The sequence below is a fragment of the Alteromonas sp. V450 genome (assembly GCF_001885075.1).
Taxonomy (GTDB): Bacteria; Pseudomonadota; Gammaproteobacteria; order Enterobacterales; family Alteromonadaceae; genus Alteromonas.
On the sequence record NZ_MODU01000004.1, the window covers coordinates 960,220 to 979,281 of the forward strand.

The 19,062-nt window shown below is 40.8% G+C and carries 20 protein-coding genes and 1 pseudogene; 19 read left to right on the top strand and 2 right to left on the bottom strand.

Translation table 11 applies throughout. The features are described 5' to 3' along the window. Positions 1 to 113: 113 nt before the first annotated feature. Positions 114 to 1,064 (top strand): mechanosensitive ion channel family protein, encoded by a 951-nt coding sequence (locus tag BK026_RS04195; protein ID WP_071814681.1) that lies wholly within the window; start codon positions 114 to 116, stop codon positions 1,062 to 1,064. A gap of 3 nt (positions 1,065 to 1,067) precedes the next feature. Here the strand turns inward: BK026_RS04195 and BK026_RS04200 are convergent, their stop codons facing one another. Further along, positions 1,068 to 1,622 carry an HNH endonuclease gene (locus tag BK026_RS04200; protein WP_071814682.1) on the bottom strand — a complete coding sequence of 185 codons (555 nt, stop codon included), beginning with the start codon at positions 1,620 to 1,622 and terminating at the stop codon, positions 1,068 to 1,070. Between the two features lie 346 nt (positions 1,623 to 1,968). Here BK026_RS04200 and pnp point away from each other — a divergent pair, with 346 nt between their 5' ends. The 6 genes from pnp (at position 1,969) to BK026_RS04240 (ending at position 9,197) form a co-directional block, all read left to right on the top strand. Next, the gene (gene pnp, locus BK026_RS04205; RefSeq protein WP_071814683.1) at positions 1,969 to 4,080 is read left to right on the top strand and encodes a polyribonucleotide nucleotidyltransferase; all 2,112 of its coding nucleotides are present in this window, start codon (positions 1,969 to 1,971) and stop codon (positions 4,078 to 4,080) included. A 178-nt stretch (positions 4,081 to 4,258) separates the two neighbouring features. After that, complete coding sequence (locus BK026_RS04210) at positions 4,259 to 4,552, top strand: DUF1244 domain-containing protein (protein ID WP_012518312.1); 294 nt, start codon at positions 4,259 to 4,261, stop codon at positions 4,550 to 4,552. 267 nt (positions 4,553 to 4,819) lie between these two features. After that, positions 4,820 to 5,221: a hypothetical protein gene (locus BK026_RS04215; RefSeq protein ID WP_083575008.1), complete on the top strand. Its 402-nt coding sequence runs from the start codon at positions 4,820 to 4,822 to the stop codon at positions 5,219 to 5,221. A 585-nt stretch (positions 5,222 to 5,806) separates the two neighbouring features. Beyond that, positions 5,807 to 7,105 (top strand): AAA family ATPase, encoded by a 1,299-nt coding sequence (locus BK026_RS04225; protein ID WP_071814685.1) that lies wholly within the window; start codon positions 5,807 to 5,809, stop codon positions 7,103 to 7,105. Positions 7,106 to 7,436: 331 nt separating this feature from the next. After that, positions 7,437 to 7,685 carry a hypothetical protein gene (locus BK026_RS04235; RefSeq protein WP_143142080.1) on the top strand — a complete coding sequence of 83 codons (249 nt, stop codon included), beginning with the start codon at positions 7,437 to 7,439 and terminating at the stop codon, positions 7,683 to 7,685. A gap of 141 nt (positions 7,686 to 7,826) precedes the next feature. Then, positions 7,827 to 9,197, top strand: coding sequence for a translation initiation factor IF-2 N-terminal domain-containing protein (locus tag BK026_RS04240; RefSeq protein WP_071814688.1), 1,371 nt, complete (start codon positions 7,827 to 7,829; stop codon positions 9,195 to 9,197). A 478-nt stretch (positions 9,198 to 9,675) separates the two neighbouring features. On the opposite strand, the pseudogene BK026_RS04245 reads toward BK026_RS04240, so the two are convergent. Beyond that, positions 9,676 to 10,741: pseudogene (locus BK026_RS04245) on the bottom strand (IS110 family transposase). Between the two features lie 202 nt (positions 10,742 to 10,943). Between BK026_RS04245 and BK026_RS04250 the strand changes: the two are divergent. From BK026_RS04250 to BK026_RS04300, 12 genes are all read left to right on the top strand, one after another. Then, positions 10,944 to 11,360: a hypothetical protein gene (locus tag BK026_RS04250; RefSeq protein ID WP_071814689.1), complete on the top strand. Its 417-nt coding sequence runs from the start codon at positions 10,944 to 10,946 to the stop codon at positions 11,358 to 11,360. Between the two features lie 122 nt (positions 11,361 to 11,482). Further along, positions 11,483 to 12,307, top strand: a complete 825-nt coding sequence (locus BK026_RS04255) for a hypothetical protein (RefSeq protein WP_071814690.1) — start codon at positions 11,483 to 11,485, stop codon at positions 12,305 to 12,307. A gap of 57 nt (positions 12,308 to 12,364) precedes the next feature. After that, positions 12,365 to 12,544: a hypothetical protein gene (locus BK026_RS04260; protein WP_143142081.1), complete on the top strand. Its 180-nt coding sequence runs from the start codon at positions 12,365 to 12,367 to the stop codon at positions 12,542 to 12,544. A 355-nt stretch (positions 12,545 to 12,899) separates the two neighbouring features. Further along, entirely contained in the window at positions 12,900 to 13,073 is a 174-nt protein-coding gene (locus BK026_RS19620; protein WP_177247876.1) for a hypothetical protein, read from the top strand. 45 nt (positions 13,074 to 13,118) lie between these two features. After that, positions 13,119 to 13,319, top strand: coding sequence for a 4-oxalocrotonate tautomerase family protein (locus BK026_RS04265; RefSeq protein WP_071814692.1), 201 nt, complete (start codon positions 13,119 to 13,121; stop codon positions 13,317 to 13,319). Positions 13,320 to 13,631: 312 nt separating this feature from the next. Continuing rightward, positions 13,632 to 13,835 carry a DUF4177 domain-containing protein gene (locus BK026_RS04270; protein WP_071814693.1) on the top strand — a complete coding sequence of 68 codons (204 nt, stop codon included), beginning with the start codon at positions 13,632 to 13,634 and terminating at the stop codon, positions 13,833 to 13,835. Between the two features lie 308 nt (positions 13,836 to 14,143). Next, positions 14,144 to 14,575 (top strand): hypothetical protein, encoded by a 432-nt coding sequence (locus BK026_RS04275; RefSeq protein WP_071814694.1) that lies wholly within the window; start codon positions 14,144 to 14,146, stop codon positions 14,573 to 14,575. A 135-nt stretch (positions 14,576 to 14,710) separates the two neighbouring features. After that, positions 14,711 to 16,048: an esterase family protein gene (locus tag BK026_RS04280; protein WP_071814695.1), complete on the top strand. Its 1,338-nt coding sequence runs from the start codon at positions 14,711 to 14,713 to the stop codon at positions 16,046 to 16,048. Positions 16,049 to 16,304: 256 nt separating this feature from the next. Then, entirely contained in the window at positions 16,305 to 17,087 is a 783-nt protein-coding gene (locus tag BK026_RS04285; protein ID WP_071814696.1) for a PhzF family phenazine biosynthesis protein, read from the top strand. A 191-nt stretch (positions 17,088 to 17,278) separates the two neighbouring features. After that, positions 17,279 to 17,767: an AAA family ATPase gene (locus tag BK026_RS04290; protein WP_071814697.1), complete on the top strand. Its 489-nt coding sequence runs from the start codon at positions 17,279 to 17,281 to the stop codon at positions 17,765 to 17,767. Between the two features lie 117 nt (positions 17,768 to 17,884). Continuing rightward, entirely contained in the window at positions 17,885 to 18,343 is a 459-nt protein-coding gene (locus BK026_RS04295; protein ID WP_071814698.1) for a nuclear transport factor 2 family protein, read from the top strand. Positions 18,344 to 18,475: 132 nt separating this feature from the next. Next, positions 18,476 to 19,060, top strand: a complete 585-nt coding sequence (locus tag BK026_RS04300; RefSeq protein ID WP_143142082.1) for a hypothetical protein — start codon at positions 18,476 to 18,478, stop codon at positions 19,058 to 19,060. The last annotated feature ends 2 nt before the right edge of the window (positions 19,061 to 19,062 follow it).

The following is a 19,062-nucleotide window of genomic DNA, read 5'->3' on the forward strand; positions in this document are numbered from 1 at the left end:
TGGTCGGCATTGTGCCACGACTTTACATGCTTCATAATGAAAAGCGCTGACATTCGTCGGCGCTTTTTTATTTTTATTCAAAGATTTACCCTCGCAGCACAGACGGAGCATACATGGAGATTGTGATAGACCCTACTCAGTTATGGAATCAGCTTGTAGCCTTTGCCACTGAGTACAAATTGCTGACGTCGCTACTACTTTTAATTGTATTGCATTTTATAAAAAAAGGTATGCTGCTGCTGATAAGACGAATTAGTTCTCAGCGTGGTGAAGACAGAAGAAATCAAATCAATATTTTAGAGCAGTTAGGCAACGCCTTTATCATTGTGGTGCTTATGATAGTGTGGAGCTCTGAAATACAAACCCTAGCAATATCTATTGCGGCATTTATGGTGGCTATTGTGCTAGCCACTCGTGAGTTTATTCAGTGTTTTATGGGGTTTATCTACTATTTGGGCGCTCGCCCGTTTAGGGTAGGCGACTGGATCCAAATGAATAACATCATTGGTGAAGTGGTGGAAATGGACTGGGCAAAAACAGCGCTATTAGAAGTTGACCCTGAAAGTTTTAACTACACGGGTAAACACGTATACGTACCTAACAGTCAACTTGTTACGCAAACTGTACGTAACCTTAACTTTATGCGCCGCTACCGTTTACACTCGTTTGAAATTGTTAACGAGCCTACGGTAAATGCCTATAGCTTATTACCCGCTTTTCACGCCCGTGCACAAGCGCATTGTGAATACTTTCGTGACGTTGCAGAGCGCTATAAAGGCTTAATTGAACGTCATTTAGAGCAAGAGTTTATTCGCATTGACCCCGAGGTAGAAATTAAAACCAATGAACTGGCAAAAGTAGTGGTAAAGGTAAGCTTGTTTTGCCCTACAGCTGAAGCCCATGAATTAGAACACAAAATGTGTTCAGACTGGTTGAGCCTGTGGTTTAAGGCGCAAAAAGAAGAACAGCGGCAGCTGCATGCGCAGCAAGCCGACACATCTTCGACCCAAAACCAAAATAAAGCGCTTCCTGAAGGGCCAATAACCACAAGCGGTGCGCTATAACGGTTAGTCCATACACGTCCAGGCTCTGTGGCTGGTGAAGTGGCCTTGTAAAAATGCCATTTGATCAGCCAATATACGCCTATTCATTAAATAAAAACGCTCGTACACATTTGGCCTGAAGGGTATTGCTAATAAGGGCATGTTGGCTTCTTCTGGCGTTTTCGCGCCTTTTGCGTGATTGCAACGCTGGCAGGCAGTGGCGACGTTCGTCCAGTTATCTTTTCCGCCACGAGAGCGGGGGATTATGTGGTCTCGGGTTAGTTGTTTTGGCGTAAACTTATTGCCGCAGTACAAACACAAATAGCTATCACGCCTGAACAAATAACGATTAGTAAGCGCAACTTTGCCAGATAAATCTGTCACCTTGCCGTCGCACGCAATAATGCTCGACAGCGTAAGTTGGCTTTGTAGCCCTTCGTGATTCCAGCCCCCTTTAAGCGTTATCGCATCGCTACCTAGTTCAAATAGCACTTTATCTTGACTGTAAAGCTTTGCGGCTTGTTCAACATCTATCCACTCTTGTGGCATGCCTGCTTTATTAAGTCGAAGTACCAACATGGTTATCTCCTTTAGCACACTAATATTAGACGTTCTTGTTGTAGTAAACTTTTTCTGCTATTACGCAACCAGCGTTCTTGGTTTAAGTAGTTTGTCTGCTTTTGGTTCTAGCATACGCGGTTTTGTGTCATTATGATGAAAATATAGTCAATAATTCAAATTTCACAGATATTTCATATAGCCATGGTGCTATAGGTGCCAGTGGTTAATAACTGAGTTAATTACAAAATAAGACAACAAATTCTACGTGGAGCTGTATTTGGCAATGGCATTAACGCCACTTCAAAGCTATACTATGCGCCGCGTTTAAAAGCGATAAATAAAGATTGAAATTAAAGGACAAATAGTGACTCCTATTACTAAATCATTTCAGTATGGACAGCATACTGTAACTCTAGAGACGGGCGTAATTGCTCGTCAGGCAACAGCTGCGGTTCTTGCGAGCATGGACGACACGTCTGTACTGGTAACAGTAGTTGGTAAAAAAGAAGCCAAAGCAGATCAGGACTTCTTCCCACTTACTGTTAACTACCAAGAAAAAGCGTACGCTGCGGGTAAAATTCCAGGTGGTTTCTTCAAGCGTGAAGGTCGTCCATCTGAAGGTGAAACACTGATTGCACGTCTTATCGACCGCCCAATCCGCCCATTATTCCCTGAAGGCTTCAAAAACGAAGTACAAGTTGTTGTAACTGTAATGTCTGCTAACCCAGATATTCCTACAGACATCATCTCTATGATTGGTACTTCTGCAGCCCTTGCTATCTCTGGTATTCCTTTCAACGGCCCAATTGGTGCGGCACGTGTTGGTTTTAGCAACGGCGAATACATTCTAAACACACGCAACGAAGAGCAAGCGGAAAGCGAGCTAGACCTTGTTGTTGCGGGTACAGAAGGCGCAGTACTTATGGTTGAATCAGAAGCAAGCGTGCTTTCTGAAGAAACTATGCTTGGTGCGGTTATGTTTGGTCACGAGCAAATGCAAACTGTGGTTAACGCGGTTAACGAATTTGCTGCTGAAGTTGGCACTGAGAAGTGGGACTGGACACCAGAAGCAGAAAACACTGCGCTTAAAGATAAAGTTAAAGCACTAGCTGAAGCTGAAATGACAGCGGCTTATCAGATTTCTGACAAGCTAGAGCGTAAAGACGCGGTAACTGCTGCGACCGAAAAAGCACTAGAAGCAATCCTTGCTGAAGACGAAGAACAAGACAAGAAAGAAGTACTAGACCTTCTTCACGACCTTGAGTCTGATGTAGTTCGTTCGCGCATTCTATCTGGCGCACCGCGTATTGACGGTCGTGACCCAGCGATGATCCGTGCACTAGACGTTGCTACTGGCATTCTTCCACGTACTCACGGTTCTGCACTATTCACCCGTGGTGAAACGCAGGCACTAGTAGCTGCTACACTAGGTACAGAGCGTGACGCACAAATGATTGACGAGCTTCAAGGTAAGCGCGACAGCCGTTTCATGCTTCACTATAACTTCCCTCCATACTGTGTTGGTGAAACCGGTATGATTGGCTCGCCTAAGCGTCGTGAAATTGGTCACGGTCGTCTAGCGAAGCGTGGTATTCAAGCAGTAATGCCAAGCGAAGAAGAATTCCCGTACGTAGTACGTGTGGTTTCTGAAATCACAGAATCTAATGGTTCATCTTCAATGGCATCGGTATGTGGTACTTCACTAGCGCTTATGGATGCAGGTGTACCAATTAAAGCGTCTGTTGCGGGTATCGCAATGGGTCTTGTTAAGAGCGACGACAACTTTGTTGTACTTTCAGACATACTTGGTGACGAAGATCACCTTGGTGATATGGACTTTAAAGTAGCGGGTACTACCGACGGTATTACTGCACTTCAAATGGACATTAAGATTGAAGGTATCACTAAAGAAATCATGCAAATTGCGCTTAAACAAGCAAAAGAAGCACGTTTGCACATTCTTAAGACCATGGACGAAGCTATTGGCGGTCACCGTGAAGAGCTAAGTGAATTTGCTCCACGCATTTACACAATGAAGATTGACCAAGACAAGATCCGTGACGTTATCGGTAAAGGCGGCGCAATGATCCGTCAAATTACTGAAGAGTCTGACACTAACATTGAGATTGAAGACGACGGTACTATCAAAATCTTCGCGACAGAGCGTGCGAAAGCAGACATCGCTATTAGCAAGATTGAGCAAGTGACGGCTGAAATTGAAGTGGGTAAGACTTACAACGGTAAGATTACACGTATTGTAGACTTCGGTGCGTTTGTAGAAGTACTTCCTGGTAAAGAAGGTCTTGTTCACATTTCACAAATCGCTCACGAGCGTGTGAACAAAGTAACCGACTACCTAGAAGAAGGCCAAATGGTTGACGTTAAGGTTATGGAAATCGATCGCCAAAACCGTGTACGTTTAAGCATTAAAGAGCTTCTAGAAAAGCCTGCGCCTAAGTCTGACGACGCAGAGTAATAGCAATTAGGTTTTAAACCTAATTATTTATGTTTAAGTAAAAAGGGAGCTTGGCTCCCTTTTTTCGTTTTAGGTTTTAAAAGCAGTAACGGGTTGGGTTTTACTCGCTAACCCATAGATTTGAGCCACACATTCAAATCATAACGAAATGTGCTTTTTTTTTGAGAGGTATTAGATAATGGATAAGCAAACGCAAACCGAAGTAGAAGCAGCGGTATTCCGCCGCTTAGTAGAACACCTAGACGCAAACAAAGACGTACAGAACATCGACCTAATGATTTTGGCGGATTTTTGCCGTAACTGCCTGGCAAAGTGGTATTCAGCAGCTGCGAGCGAGCAGGGCGCTGATATCGACTACGAAGCCGCACGCGAAGTGGTATACAAAATGCCGTATTCAGAGTGGAAAGAGAAGCACCAGTTACCGGCTACTGATGAGCAGTTGGAGAAGCTGGCTGCTAGGCAGGGAAAGTAGTTTTTAGTTCGAGTAACGTTGAATTATTTGTTTTAGAAGCCAGCAGAAGCTGGCTTTTTTGTGCTTGGCTTGCGTGAAAAACACCAAAATTACCTGCACGATGATTTGGTGTTTTTAACTTTTGAGCAAAAAGCGACACTTTGGTTTTTGCTTTATTTCTGCTGTGGTTGTAGTTTAGAGTAGTTATAAATAAAAAGGACAAGTATCCCAAAGTGGTGTGGAATAGCATGACGGTTTGGGGACGAGTTAGCTGTTAGAAGACTAGCGATGATTTATGAGCCTAAGGTTGTAAAAGTAGAGACTGGTTTCGAATCAGACTCTACAGTAGACATTGACGAAATTACATTCGACAAAGAATGCTTAAACATTGCTGTTAAATCGAAGAGTTGGAGTATAAAAGCTCATTTCAATGCTATTTATGGTTTCAGAGTGCTTGATGAAGGTGATTTAGGCGAGTTTTGGAGTGAATGTAACTTAAAAACTGGTTGGTGTTTTGAAGTAATCGACGGTGGCTGGAATGCACTGGAAAACACCAGAGAACACTTCATTACTGGTAAGCTATATCAGCCGAGGGAATATCTAATTATTGGTTTAAACGAATGTGTTTCGGTTTTAGCTTTTGAGCAACCAAAGGTAGTAGAAACATCGTCTTCTAACAAACCACTGTAGTCACTCGCTGGCGCTCGTTGGGACACAAACACGCAGGCTCCCTTCGCTTCGCTCCGTATTATAGCCTGCGTATTTGTGCCCCTAAGTGGGGCGTTATATTTACACGGGAATAACTCGCACATGGAGAGTACGTGAATTTTTTCTATTATCGCTACTGGCGTTTCCAAATAACTTTTTTTGAGATTTTTTATTATTTTTATTTGGGAGCAAGAAAATGCAAAGAGTTGGTCAAAAGCGTACCATAAGCTTAATCGAAAGCACTGTAAGCGTAATTATTGGTTATTTATTAACGGTATTAATTCAATATTATTTATACCCATTATTTGGTATTTCAGTGCCAGTTAAAGAGGCACTTGTCATTTCAATAATTATCGTATTAATCGCTTTCGTGAAAAACTTTAGCGTGCGGAGGTTTTTTAATTACCTGCACGTAAGAGATATTGGTTAATGTAAATATAACAAGCCAGTCAAGAACGGACGCAAAACAGTTGGCTTGCGCTCATTCTTCGCTAATTTTAGCCAACTATTTTGCGCCGCTTACTGGGGCGTTAGATTATTCGTTTATAAAATTAAGGATTGGAGTTTATGTCGCACAAGGTAGCGGACGTATTTGGTGTAAAAAGCACACTAATAAAATCATATATAGAAAGGGATGCCGTAGACGAAAAGTTTAAAGGCGCATTGCAAGACGGAAATGAAGTCATAGTCTACGGTTCTTCTAAGCAAGGGAAAACATCACTAATCTTAAAGCACCTAAGTGAAGACCAATATGTAAAAGTAGAGTGTTCGCCTCAGACACAACCGATTGATATCTATAAGTCAATTTTGAGACAGCTCGATATTGTATATGTTGAATCTGAATCATCAGAGTCTGCGTCTGAACATGGAGGTAAAATTAATGCCGGTTTTAAAATTAAAATTCCATTTCTAGGTGATACAAACACTACCGCTGAAGTTTCAGATAAAGATTCTAAAAAAAGAAGTGAAACGACTAAATATATTGAATATAACTTGGCACTTGCGCAAGACGTATCGGAGTTATTAAAAAAGTTTGAAGTAAGTAAGTTCATAGTTATTGAGAATTTTCACTATTTAGAACTATCCGTACAAGAAACTCTTGCTTATGATTTACGAGTATTCCAAGATCATCATCTAATTTTTATTGTGTTAGGGATATGGCGAGAAGCAAATAGGCTAATTCAGTTCAATGGTGATTTACTAGACCGAGTAACAGAAGTTCCGGTTGAACCTTGGGAGTCTGAAGACTTCCTTAGAGTTATTGAAAAAGGTGAAAAGCTTCTTAATGTTGATTTTAGTGAAGTGAAAGGTCAACTAATTTCTGATTCATTCGATAGTGTAGGGGTTGTACAGGAGATTTGTAAACACTGCTGTATTCTCGCAGGTGCAGAAAATCCTCATACTGAAACAATAGCTATTACTCAAGATATTTTAAATAAGGCTCTCGAAATTAAAGCTCAAGAGTATGGTGTACGCCACATAAGAAATTTTGAAGCATTTGTTGATATTGCGCGCAGAACAAGTAATCAAAGTGGGAAAAAGTCACTTGCATTCCCTTACTATTTTATAAAACTGTTACTAACTCACAAATTTGAAAATATTGAAAAGGGGTTGTCTCGAGCGGTATTACTGGATGAAATAAGAAAGGTACACCATAGGCCCGACGATGTAAGATCCGGTGATTTAGGTGCTTTTCTGCATAATTTGACCGAGCATCAAATAGCTAAAAAAATTCAACCTCCATTCGTCGATTATGATCGTGGTGGAAAAATTCTAAAAATAATAGACTCGTCTTTATATTTCTTTCTGAAACACTGTGATCGAGAGGAAATACTAGAAGACATTCCAAACCCTATTGATGACTAATAATCTAACAAACGCATCAACGCATGGACTAATAAAGCTTGGCTTGGTTCGTGCCTCACCAATTTTAGCCAAGCTTTATTAGCCCGTTATGCGGGCGTTAAGCGAAGGACTTACCCAAATTTATGGAGCATTCATTTTGAATCAAAGCTACATATCTAAAGTGACTGAAGCACTGTTCCTATTCCAAATGATAGAGGAAGGTTTAAAACAATGTATTGGGCTTTCGCATGAAATTATCGCAACCACAACGCCTAAACCTGTAACATAAAAAATAAATAAGGATTCAATTAAAAACAGTGCTCTAGGCGGATTGGTTAAAATGTATTCTTTAGTGTCATCAAATGATGATTTGATAAAAAAATTGAGAAAGGTTGAGCCATGGCGAAATTTTTGTGCGCATAATGCTTATTTACATGAATATTTTTCTCGTACAAACAGTAGTCCTTATTCAACGCATACTGAAGATGATATTGATAAAGTTTTACTGCATACGAAAGAACTTTTAGCGTTTTTAAATGAAGATGTTAAGAAACTAACATCTTTGCATAGCGAAAATGTTAGCCATCCATTTTCAATATAAAAACCTAACAAACAACTAATGTGGGACCGCTAAAGCTTGGCTCGGTTTCGCTTCGCTACACAATTTTAGCCAAGCTTTATCAGCCCCATAGATGGGTGTTAGATTTCTCGCAGAAACGAGTGCTCTGAGAAAGGATATCCTATGAGGAAAGAATTTTGCTGGTATTTTCCAGTATCGGACGGTGATCTTAATGATATTTGGGGAAGAGGCCTTTTGACAGTTGATGCAAATGTATTACTTGATTTGTATAGGTATCATGAAAGCACCCGCAATACCTTGATCAATAGCTTGAAGGAATTTAACGGGCGTTTATGGTTATCAAGACAAGCTGCGGAAGAGTTTATTTGGAATAGAACTAATGTAATTATATCTTCAGAGAAGACATTTAAGCAGGCAAAGGATGAGGTGGAGAAGCTTAAAGGCAATCTTGAGTCCACTCTATCCCAGCTAAAAGGGAATAGGATTATTCCAGACGATATAGCCAGTGGTCTCTTGGACAGGATAAATCCTGCCATAGATGAGGCCCTTCTAAAAATCTCTGACTCCAAATCTAATTATCCAAAATACTTGGTAAACGACCCCATTCTTGATGATTTAACAACTATGTTCGATCAGGCGGTTGGGGAGGACTTCGCTAAAGAATTAATGCCTGAATTACTAAAAGAGGCTGAATACCGGAAAGAAAATAAACTACCGCCAGGTTACATGGATGACGGAAAAGATGGAGACCGAAAATATGGTGATTTTTTCTTATGGAAGCAAATATTGGAAAAGTCTAAAAATGATAATACGCCAATCATATTTGTAACTTCAGAAAGAAAGGAAGATTGGTGGGAAAAAATTTCAGGGAAGACTATTGGCCCTAGACCAGAGTTGCTCAGGGAAGCCTCTGAGGTTAGCAGCCAAAGAATTATCATGTACCAAACCGATCGTTTTCTAGAGTACGCATCTCAAAGATCAGGAAGCGTTGTTGACTCAAATGCGGTTGATGAAATTAGAGCTGTTGATTTGCTTCGCTCTGACTCTGAGTATGCCGTAGAGTTGGTAGAGCACAACATAACCTCCCGATCAGAAACCTCACAAGAGGGAATTCTCGTGCTTAACTTGATGCGACCCGTGAAAAATCTTACGGGAAGTGGTTTTTTTGATCCACAAATGAATAATGTCCCAACTGTAGATGTATCGCTTGAGTCCGCTCCTGATGAATTAAGGGGGTACAAGCTAAGAGCAGGTGCTGGAACTAAATTTAATTTCAATTTACACGTCATTAGTGCTGATCGTGACTACCCATTACCTGTAGGTCAGTACGTATTAAAGTACACGGCAAGTTGTGGCGGTTCTGAAAAAGATCTTGTAACGGTGAAAGATCTAGCCAAAGCAATTGGTGTTTCATCTAAAAAGCTCGTTAAGCAGTTTTTAGAGGCAGGGGTGAATGTCGCAGATGAAGAAGATAAGGTCTCAGTAAAACAAAAGTCGCAACTGCTAAGATTTTTAAAAAGCAGCCAGAATTAAAATGAACCTAGGCCACAAATAAAATCTAATACATATGAGCCTCCGGGCTGTCAATGAAAAGAGATAGCCCTTTGACCACTATTTCAAGAGCAATACCGTTGCCTTTTTAGAACTCGTTTACTTCGTCTGTCATGGTCGATGTTAAGCGTATTGCCTACGTCAAACACATATAGAGGCTCTTATTGTTGCTCTTTTCAATTCCTTTTGACTGGCAACGGTACTAGACATTCATCGGTTAACCTTCCTCTGTCCTATTCAAAGCTAAGTGGCTGCATTGACCAGTTAGTATCAGGTTCAGTGAAGGTGTAAGCAAGTTCGTAAAAAGGTAGAGATGCGCAACAGTGGCATGTCTAATCAAACGCAGCGGGTTATGACTTGTCGGTATACTTATCGATGCTGATTGATGCAGGGTACTGTGCGATAAGTCGATACTCGTCGTTTAACCAGTTAGACGTTGCAGCTCATGCCACAGTGCGACTTAACCGTTTAAAAAGCGTTTTTCATCGAATACCTGCTGATTCTTCAACATGAAATAAGTACGTTAACCGATTTTATGAGCGATCGCAGATAAAACCTTCGCCTTGCTCATTCTCTTTTGAAGCTTCGCTAGATATCGCTTGGCGTTGTCATTACCTTTAAGGTACAACACCGCTGCTTCGCTGAATGCCCACTTCAAGTGTGCGTTGCCAATCTTATTATCCTGCGTACCATGTGTTTTACCGGCCGATTCAGCTTTACATTTCACTAACCGTGAATACGAGGCAAACTTCTGAACTGATGGAAACCGCTTAATATCGCCAACTTCATACAAAATGGTCAGGGCTAAAATTTTTCCGATACCTGGAAACGATTTAAGGATATGTAAATCTGTTGCACGGTGTGTTTGTGCCTGAATCTTTACGTAGTTTTCAATTTTGTAAAGTTCACTCACCATGGTTTCGATAATATTGAGGTTTAAATTTATGCTCTTTTGCACAGCTTCATCGGGAAAAAAGTGATGCATTTTTTCTCGGTCAGGTGAGTTTTGCAGATTTAAACGAGACTCTAGCGCAGGTAGATTGTATTGACTAATCGTACTGGACACGTGCGCTTTCAGTTGAGCACTCATTCGCATTATGTGGGTTCTACGACGAAGCGCATCACGTATTGAGCGATGCTCTTTTGAGTAGGCATGTGCTAACGGGAAATTGCCACCACGCATGAGCTTGGCAATATTGAGTGTATCAATCTTATCATTTTTGGTTTTACCGGCATGAATGGCTTTCATGTAAAGCGCATGGCCAAGAATAAAATCAATATTGTGCTCTTCACAAAAAATCCGAAACCGGTGACCGGCTCAGCCAATACCAACAGTGCATGCATTCAACACCAACAATAATATTGCCCAGCTATGGCTTTAAAAGCGCTAACAGTTTATCAGGTGAATCATCGATTTTTTCGTGAACGAGAATATTGTTTTCATTATCAATAATGCAGACATAAAGCAGTCTTGTGTGAAGATCGATTCCACCATAGTACGGATGTATATTAGTATAAAAGTTCATTGAGTTTTCTCCCTTGGTTTGGACGCCTATTGGGATAAACTCAGTTTATGCTGATAGGGAGGAGGCTCAATGATTATCAAGGCGCTTAACTCGTTCCCTTCGGTCACTGGGACACAAACGCGGCGCGCCTTCTGCATTTTAGCGCCACGTTCGTGCCCGTTAGCTTAGCGCTTGGTGCTTTATCAACTTATAAGGATATTTCATGAAAAAAACTGATTTTATTCTCGATCACGTAGTCAAAAAAGATTTCATTGAAGACTTAATGAAAGCATTTGGCTGGGTCACTCTATGTGGCGCGATATTCTCACTATCATTATCAACTATCAAAGCAGGTTCAGTCTTAGTTGGCCTGCTTGTTTTTGGATTGTTCTTACTCTTATCCACTTTAAGTTTGGTGTACGTATGTCTCTATCTATTCATCCCTCTTGATAATTCGATGTATGCAGGTGATCCATACTGGGATGAGGAGGCAAAAAAACTTTCAGGCGTAAAACGACTAACAGCGATAATCAAAGTAATCATTGCCAAAAACAAGATTCTCTATATCACCGCCAGCCTAGGCTTTTTCTTTTATGGCAAATTAGTCGCGGATTTCTTGGCTGCAAGTCTCGGCACCTAACAAAAAGCTAAAGGCGCTCGCGCTGCTCGCTGGGACGCTAAAACATGGGCTGCGTCTCTTCGTTCCTAATTTTAGCCCATGTGTTATCGACCCTTAGTTGGGCGTTAGATTCAAGGATAAGTATGAGCTTCGTGCTGAAACAACTGGCAGATGTAGGATCGGCCAATCCCATAGTTGCAAGATTGTCGCTACAATTTTCGAGTATTCTTGACTTTTATCAGCTCGATGATGAATTCAAAAAAGCAATCTGTGGAATACTTCATGATGACATCCAAAAGAGACTGATCTCTTGCGACAAAATCGCAACTGAGATCGTAAGTGAAATTGAAACAGCAATTACAGCGCTTCAGGAAAGCGGGCTAAAGACTCAGTCAGCCGGGCGGGTTATTGAATTTCCACATATCCTCAATCTAGAAGTGCGGCTAGCATCATATTTATACAATGCTAAATCATGCCTCAGAGATGCTCTGAAAATATACAATAAGTTTTTCGGATCTACATTTACAGAAGCCCGATTTGATAATGCTATTTGTTGGGCAAAGAAAGAATTCGGGGAAAATGATCCAATAGTAAAGTTTCTTAAAAAGGATCATGATTTATGGATTCATAAAGTAGTGAAAATGAGAAATGCAGCTGAACACCCGGGAGGGCATTCAGGTCATCTTCATATTAAGAACTTTGAAGTGGACACCACTAGCACCCCCCCATTGATCCATGAGCCCCTCTGGTATCTAAATGATGAACAGCCAACCCCAATTAGGGGCGATCTACATGTCTTCGTAAATAATATCTTGGAACTGACAGAGGATATAGTGCTTTCTGCACTAAGCAAACAAGAAAAGCCGGAATCGGGCAGCATACTCGAAATACCCGAAGTTCAACGAAGAGAAGAGGCGCCCATACGGTTTCGCATAGGGCTTGAACAAGAATTTGAATCTAACAATTAAAGGCAGCGGATGCATAAATGCGCCGCTGCTTTAGGCGTTATAAGCCAAGAGGTTTTAATGGAATTTAAAGACCTACCACTACATGATGGATTAGTAAGAACCATTTCAATAAATTGGGCTGGTAAGTCAGCTGAGTTTTTCTTAGATTACTTCCTAATGCCAAAACAAAGTGCTCAGCCATGTTTATTAACGTTTTCCGGCATTTCCTCAATTAACGTACCAATGGCTACACCTTGAGGGGAGTCTAACGTTATAAGAACTAAAGCAGACAGGAATGTTTATGTAATGTCGTCAGACTACGGCAACTCCGATGGTGGTGGTACCGGAGATATCGGAAACGACGAGTATTCGCACAAAAAAGCCCTGTAATATTGTCTAATTTCCCTTTAATGAGACAGTGCGAGGGGGCAGTTTGAGATTTTTCTAGTTATGCCTGTCTTGTTTATTCCTTTCTATTAATCTGCAAAGTTAACCGAGTAATCGCTAAAGACATTATGTTACAAATTGGTTTAACCTTTTAGCTTAAGAGTTGACTAAACTAAATGAAATAAGACAGGCATATTTATGTTAGGCATTTAAAAGGAGAGTTTAAATGAATGGTGTTTATCGAGTTCTTATCGCTCTGGTTCTTCTAGTCGCAGCTATCGCATCTTACAGTATGGGTATTCAGTCAGGTGTGTTTTTGTTCATCATTCTGGGGCTTGTTCTAGAGGGTGCATTTTGGTTCGGTTTGTTTTCAACCAAAAGGCGAAATGAAGCTCAGTAATATGTACCATCACTTTAATACCTATCATCAAAAACTGGGGGCATTATGCCTTACGTGAACGTACAAATTACTAAAGGTGCAAGTCGCGAGCAGAAGGCTGAAATAGTGAAAGATATCACCGGCTCATTAGAACGAGTTTTAGGTAAAAAGCCGGAATATACGCACGTTGTAATTCAGGAAATTGAAGAAGAGGACTGGGGCTTCGCAGGCAAACTTACAGACGATTGGAAAAAGAGCAAATCTTAGAGTTACGAATGCTTGTAGCTACGGTTAAATAAGACAGTCACCTTTGCAATGTTGTTACTTTTTTTAGTCTTCAATTTGAGTTTGTCAGAAGTGCAGTTATGAATGAATATTTGATAGCTTTTATGCTATCAAGCATTCTTATTGGAGTACTTGCCGGTTTGCCCCTTTTCATTTACTGCGATCCTTCTATGACCTCAAAATGAATTGGAGAGCATTTAACAAGGCCATAAGTTTCGCGCTTTCGTCGCACTGCGCTTGTTCTTCGCGCCGATAATGACGGTGGTATGCGCTACACAGAAAAAAGGGTTATTTATGTGGGAATATAAAATTATTGACTCTGCAAAAGCGAAAAAAAGTGGCTTCCTAAAAGGTGTCACTATCGAAAGTGCAGAGGAATATTTAAACAGTTTGGGGGCAGAGGGTTGGGAAATCATCGACCTAGACTTTCAAATGGATCCAACTATGCCCGGTGGCCCAACGCATTTTCATGGAGTGGCTAAAAGGCAGCGAAGATAATTGGATTTTTCATGAACACACCATACAGGGCACTTTACGCGATCCCTTCGGTCAGTTAGGCAATAACGCTGCCGCGCTTCGCTATTATACTGCTACTTCACGGTTCGTTAGCCTAGCGTTCGCCTCGTTGTGAAAATCTCTTAGTGAAAATATTGTTTGGTGGGCCAAAAAATAATATCAGTGCTTTATTCTTTTACTGGTTATAGGTTAGGGTAGGGAAAATACAAGGACGAAGTATCCCAATATGGCGTTTATTAACGTGCCGGTTTGGGGGCCAAACTGTAGTGTGCCGATAAGGAGATATGTAGATGCAGGTCAAAAAAATGCCTTACCGAATTGTCAGTCAAGTGTTATCACTCGTTGCTGGATTCTTCCTGTGCTATTTCATTGTATGGATCATTGGTTGGAGCGCAGCTTTCACCATATCGTTCGAGCCCTACGCTCAGGTTTTAGATTATTCGACAACACTTGCATTCGCGATATCTGGATTTGTAACAATAGGTATTCCCGTAGCTTTGATGTTCTATGTGCTTGCGTTTGCGTTACGGCAAACTGTAGGCACTGCGCAGCCGCTATTACTCGCTGCTCCGCCTTTGCTTTTGATTTTGTTGGGGCTGAGTAGTCACTTTTCACGAGAAGATGCGTTCGAGCTACTATTCTTGTCGCTTACACAATATATTCCTTTAATAGCTATAGTTGCATTTCTATATAGGCAAGAAAAACGTAATACCAGCTTATAATAAGGCATTCAATTTTACTTCTTGGTTGTTCAGACGCATTAAAGCTGGGCGGCTTTGCCATTGGCGCCCTAAATATACAAGGCCCGTTATTGGAAAATTAGTTTTCTGCATAACTATAAACAGCATGGATTGTTAATGAATAATTTTGTAATTTTTATATCGCTATTACTTTTCACTCAATTGACAAATGCTAATGCAGTAACGCCGGCTAATGAAAAAATTGCCAGAGCAGAATATCCCACAAACACACTTTATAAAATTTGGTTAGATCAACAGAAAAACGATCGAGCTGCACTCGAGTTTTACAACTCGCTTAGCGAAAAACACATTGTTGAACGGAACAACGAAGACGCGAACACTGTAACCGTTACCTATTTTGCCAAAGGTAGTGGCGAAACCGATTACATAATGCAGTCTGGAGGGCCTGATTTTTATGGATTACGGTTCAGGCAAATAGAAAATAGTAACATTTATTTCTGTGTTCAAATAATTCCCAGTGACGCATGGTTCGCTTATGGTGTGAATGAATTTACACGAACGAGCGTTGAAGGCTCAATTAACCTTGAGCGAACTTCTATGAAGCATATCTACGATGGTGCAGTTATTGGACCTCATGCGCCGTTATCTGAACACACCCTACCTGCGGCAAACGTCCCTACGGGTACCTTTCATGATTCTATTTTAAACAGTAAATACATGGGCGAAAACAGGGAGGTTAAGGTCTATGTGCCTGCTGATTATAATCAAGCGATTGCGTACAACCTTGTTATCCAATTTGACGGCCAGAATTATTCAGCTAACCCTAAGCAAGCCCCGATTTGGCAAGGGTGGACACCACTACCAACGATAATAGATAACTTAATTTATAAGCAAAAAATAGGGCCAACCATTGTTGTTTTCATCTCAAATCAAGGAAATCGTACAGAAGATTTAATCAGTGAGAAAATGACAGACTTTGTAGCTTTAGAAGTATTGCCTTGGGTTAAAGAAAACTACAATATCAACACAGACCCTAAGAGAGTTGTAGTATCGGGCCCAAGCAGAGCTGGTTTTGCTGCAATGTATACTGCATATCGCCACTCAAACGTTATTGGCTCAGTGCTTTCGCAATCGGGTTCTTTATATTATACGTTGGATGAGAATACTAATTGGCCTATTTACCCTGAATTCGAGGGAAAAATTATTGAGTATTACAAGCAATCACCTTACAAAAATATTCAGTTTTACATCGATGTGGGATTGTATGATCTCGGTTTAGCTGCTGTTGGTACCAATCGGCAGCTTAGAGATGTGCTGAAATTGAAAGGCTACCACGTCGAATATTATCAGTATAACGGTGGGCATTCTCATTTAGGTTGGCGCCACACAATCGCTAACGGGCTAATAGCCTTGTTAGGCTTAGAAAAAAACATTGCAGCAGGCGAGCCAGTGAATGTGACGTACCAAATTGTTACAAGGAAGAATAAAAAATAAATAGGGCATTTTCATCACATGCAGTCCTTGATGCACAATGACGTTGAAGGTGCAAGAACGGCGGGAATACAAGCAACTAGACAAATGTGCTTTTGCAGGTCAAACACTATTCACCATTCTTCAAGAGGGCGTTGCCGGAAACTAGAGCGGATAAGTTGTTTCGAGATTTACGCGCTGTATGGGCGCCCAGTAATTTTCACAACTTACGCTCTAATTACGTAGCGTGAGATTACTAGCATACCAAAAGGTAAAATAAATGAAGCTAAAGATGTTTCAAATTGATGCTTTCGCCAATCATGTTTTTGAGGGTAATCCGGCTGCGGTATGTCCATTAGATACCTGGCTTGACGATGGTTTGTTGCAAGCTATTGCAGAAGAAAATAACCTTTCTGAAACTGCATTTTTCGTTCCGTCGGGGGATACCTTTGCGTTGAGATGGTTTACGCCAGCTGAGGAAGTTGATCTGTGTGGACACGCTACACTTGCAGCAGCTCACGTACTCTTTACCCATTTGTCTTATACCAAACAAGATGTCGTGTTTCATACTCGTAGTGGGCAACTTACGGTAATGCGCAATGAGAACGGTTATTGTATGGATTTTCCGGCTACACCACTTGCTGCCACTGACACGCCGTCAGCGCTAATTGAAGGGCTTGGCAAAGTGCCTAAAGACGTACTTGCTGGGTTTGATTATATAGCTGTGTTTAACTCTGAAGAAGAAATTCTATCGCTGAAGCCGGATTTTGAAAAACTTAAAGAACTTGCGTTGCGGGGTGTTGTGGTTACTGCGCCAGGGCAGGAGGTTGACTTTGTTAGCCGCTGTTTCTTTCCTAAGCTACGAGTGAATGAAGACCCGGTTACAGGTTCTGCGCATTGTGAGCTTGCACCATACTGGGCTAGCCGCCTTGGTCGCAATAAGCTAAATGCTCGACAGTTGTCGAAACGGTCCGGTAGGGTGGAGTGTAACGTCAAAGACGGGCGAGTATTTCTGGTAGGGAACGCCGTAGACTTCATGAGCGCTGAGATTAACATTCCATAAGATTTTCTAAACAATATCACACTAAACAAGACAGCCACTTCAGTGTACAAAACAACGTCGCGTTTTTTCTTTATTTGTTTGCTTTTTTTGGGTTAAGGTAACTAATAATACAAAGAACAAGCATGTCAAAGTATAGAAAACCATATACGTTAGTGCCTTTTATTTAGAAGTTATGTACTTCAAGGAAATTCATGACAAGAATTGTTATTTTTGGCAACTCAGGCTCTGGTAAATCTACATTGGCAGCTAAATTGTCTCGTCAACATGCGCTTGCACACCTTGATCTCGATACATTAGCTTGGGAGCCTGTAACACCGCCCGTCCGCCGCTCAGTTTTAGCATCATCTAAATCTATTGAACATTTCATGGCTTCCAATAAAAACTGGGTGATAGAAGGCTGTTACTCAGATTTGCTGGAATGTGCTTTGGAAAAAGCTACAAAGGCTATATACCTAAGTATTCCAATAGAACAATGTGTTGAAAACGCCAAGTCTAGACCGTGGGAGCCGCATAAATACGCATCTAAGAAAGCGCAAGATGCGAATTTGGATATGCTCATAAGTTGGATAAGACAATATGAAAGCCGCAACGATACGTTTAGCAAAACAGCACATGAACAGCTATTTGAACAGTTCAGTGGCCAAAAAGCCTTAATATCTTCAAATGAGCAGCTTATATAAGCGCATAAAACAGCGGGTTTAACACGTGATTTTTGGTTAATTTATTTCTGCGCAACGGTGTTTCTAAATTATGCCGTAACGTTGCTGTTCGATAGCTTTGCATAGGAAAACGTAAATATGAAATTACTTGGATGGGTTCTATTTTTTGTTTCTTTGTCGTTTTATACATTTGCTGGCAATAAGGAGAAGCCGGCTATTGAGCGTGCAGTGAAAGACTATATTCAGTCTCAACATAAAGTGCTTCCAGACATGATGGCAAGAGGTGTAGATGAATCGTTAGCAAAACGAACCTATTGGAAATCCGCAAAAGGTAAAGAATTCATACTAGAAAGTACGTTTGACGATATGGTTAGTCTGGCGGCTTCATACAATAAAAACGGTGACAAGTTTCCAAGTTCACCCAAAATTGACATTGAAATTTACGATATAGATAAACGTGTTGCATCTGTGAAACTAACAGCAGACGACTGGATAGATTATATGCATCTTTATAAAAACGAAAATGGTCAGTGGAAAGTCATCAATGTACTTTGGCAGTTCAATAATGTTAGCGCGCACGCAAGTAATGAAAGTTAGCGCATGAATATTATCTTTCGTAATCTGATGGGCGACAACACGTAGGTCTTACGCTAAAAAACGCAGCATTTGCGCCGTATTAAAAGCGCTACATTACATTCAACCTTGGCAATTTTTAAAGGAATAAGAATTTTGAATATCGATAGTAAAGTGATGTACAGCCAAGAGAGCAAACATGGTGTTAGTCTTCAAGTATTTGGCATAGTTCTACTTCTTCCTGCAATTACGCTGCTTTATTTATCGACTAAATCAAACTCACCTGCTAACTACCTATTTTCAAGTGGCTTTTTTTTGTTCGCTATTCTTTTATGGGTAATAGGTGCTTACCAAAAACGAAAATTTTTTAAGTTGGGCAAGACCCCGTTAACACTTACGCCATCATGCTGCACAATTGGTGAGCAGTTTGAAGGGACAATTGAAATTGAAAGGCCAAACTTTAATAGAGTTAAAGAAATATCAATTACCCTATGGCAGTACAGAAAGACAGCTGGTGATGAAAGCCGAGCAGATAGAGTTTGGGAGTCAAGTGCAATAGCAAAGATTAATCATGAAGACGGTAAAACAATCTTAAATTTTAATTTTACAATCCCGCGCGACATGGAGCCAACAAACAAAGCTTTTTTCTCAAACAATAAATATTATTGGGAGGCAAGTTTCGAGTTTGTTGAATCAATGCAAAGTATAAAAAGAACGTGGGAAATTCCTGTAAAAATATAATT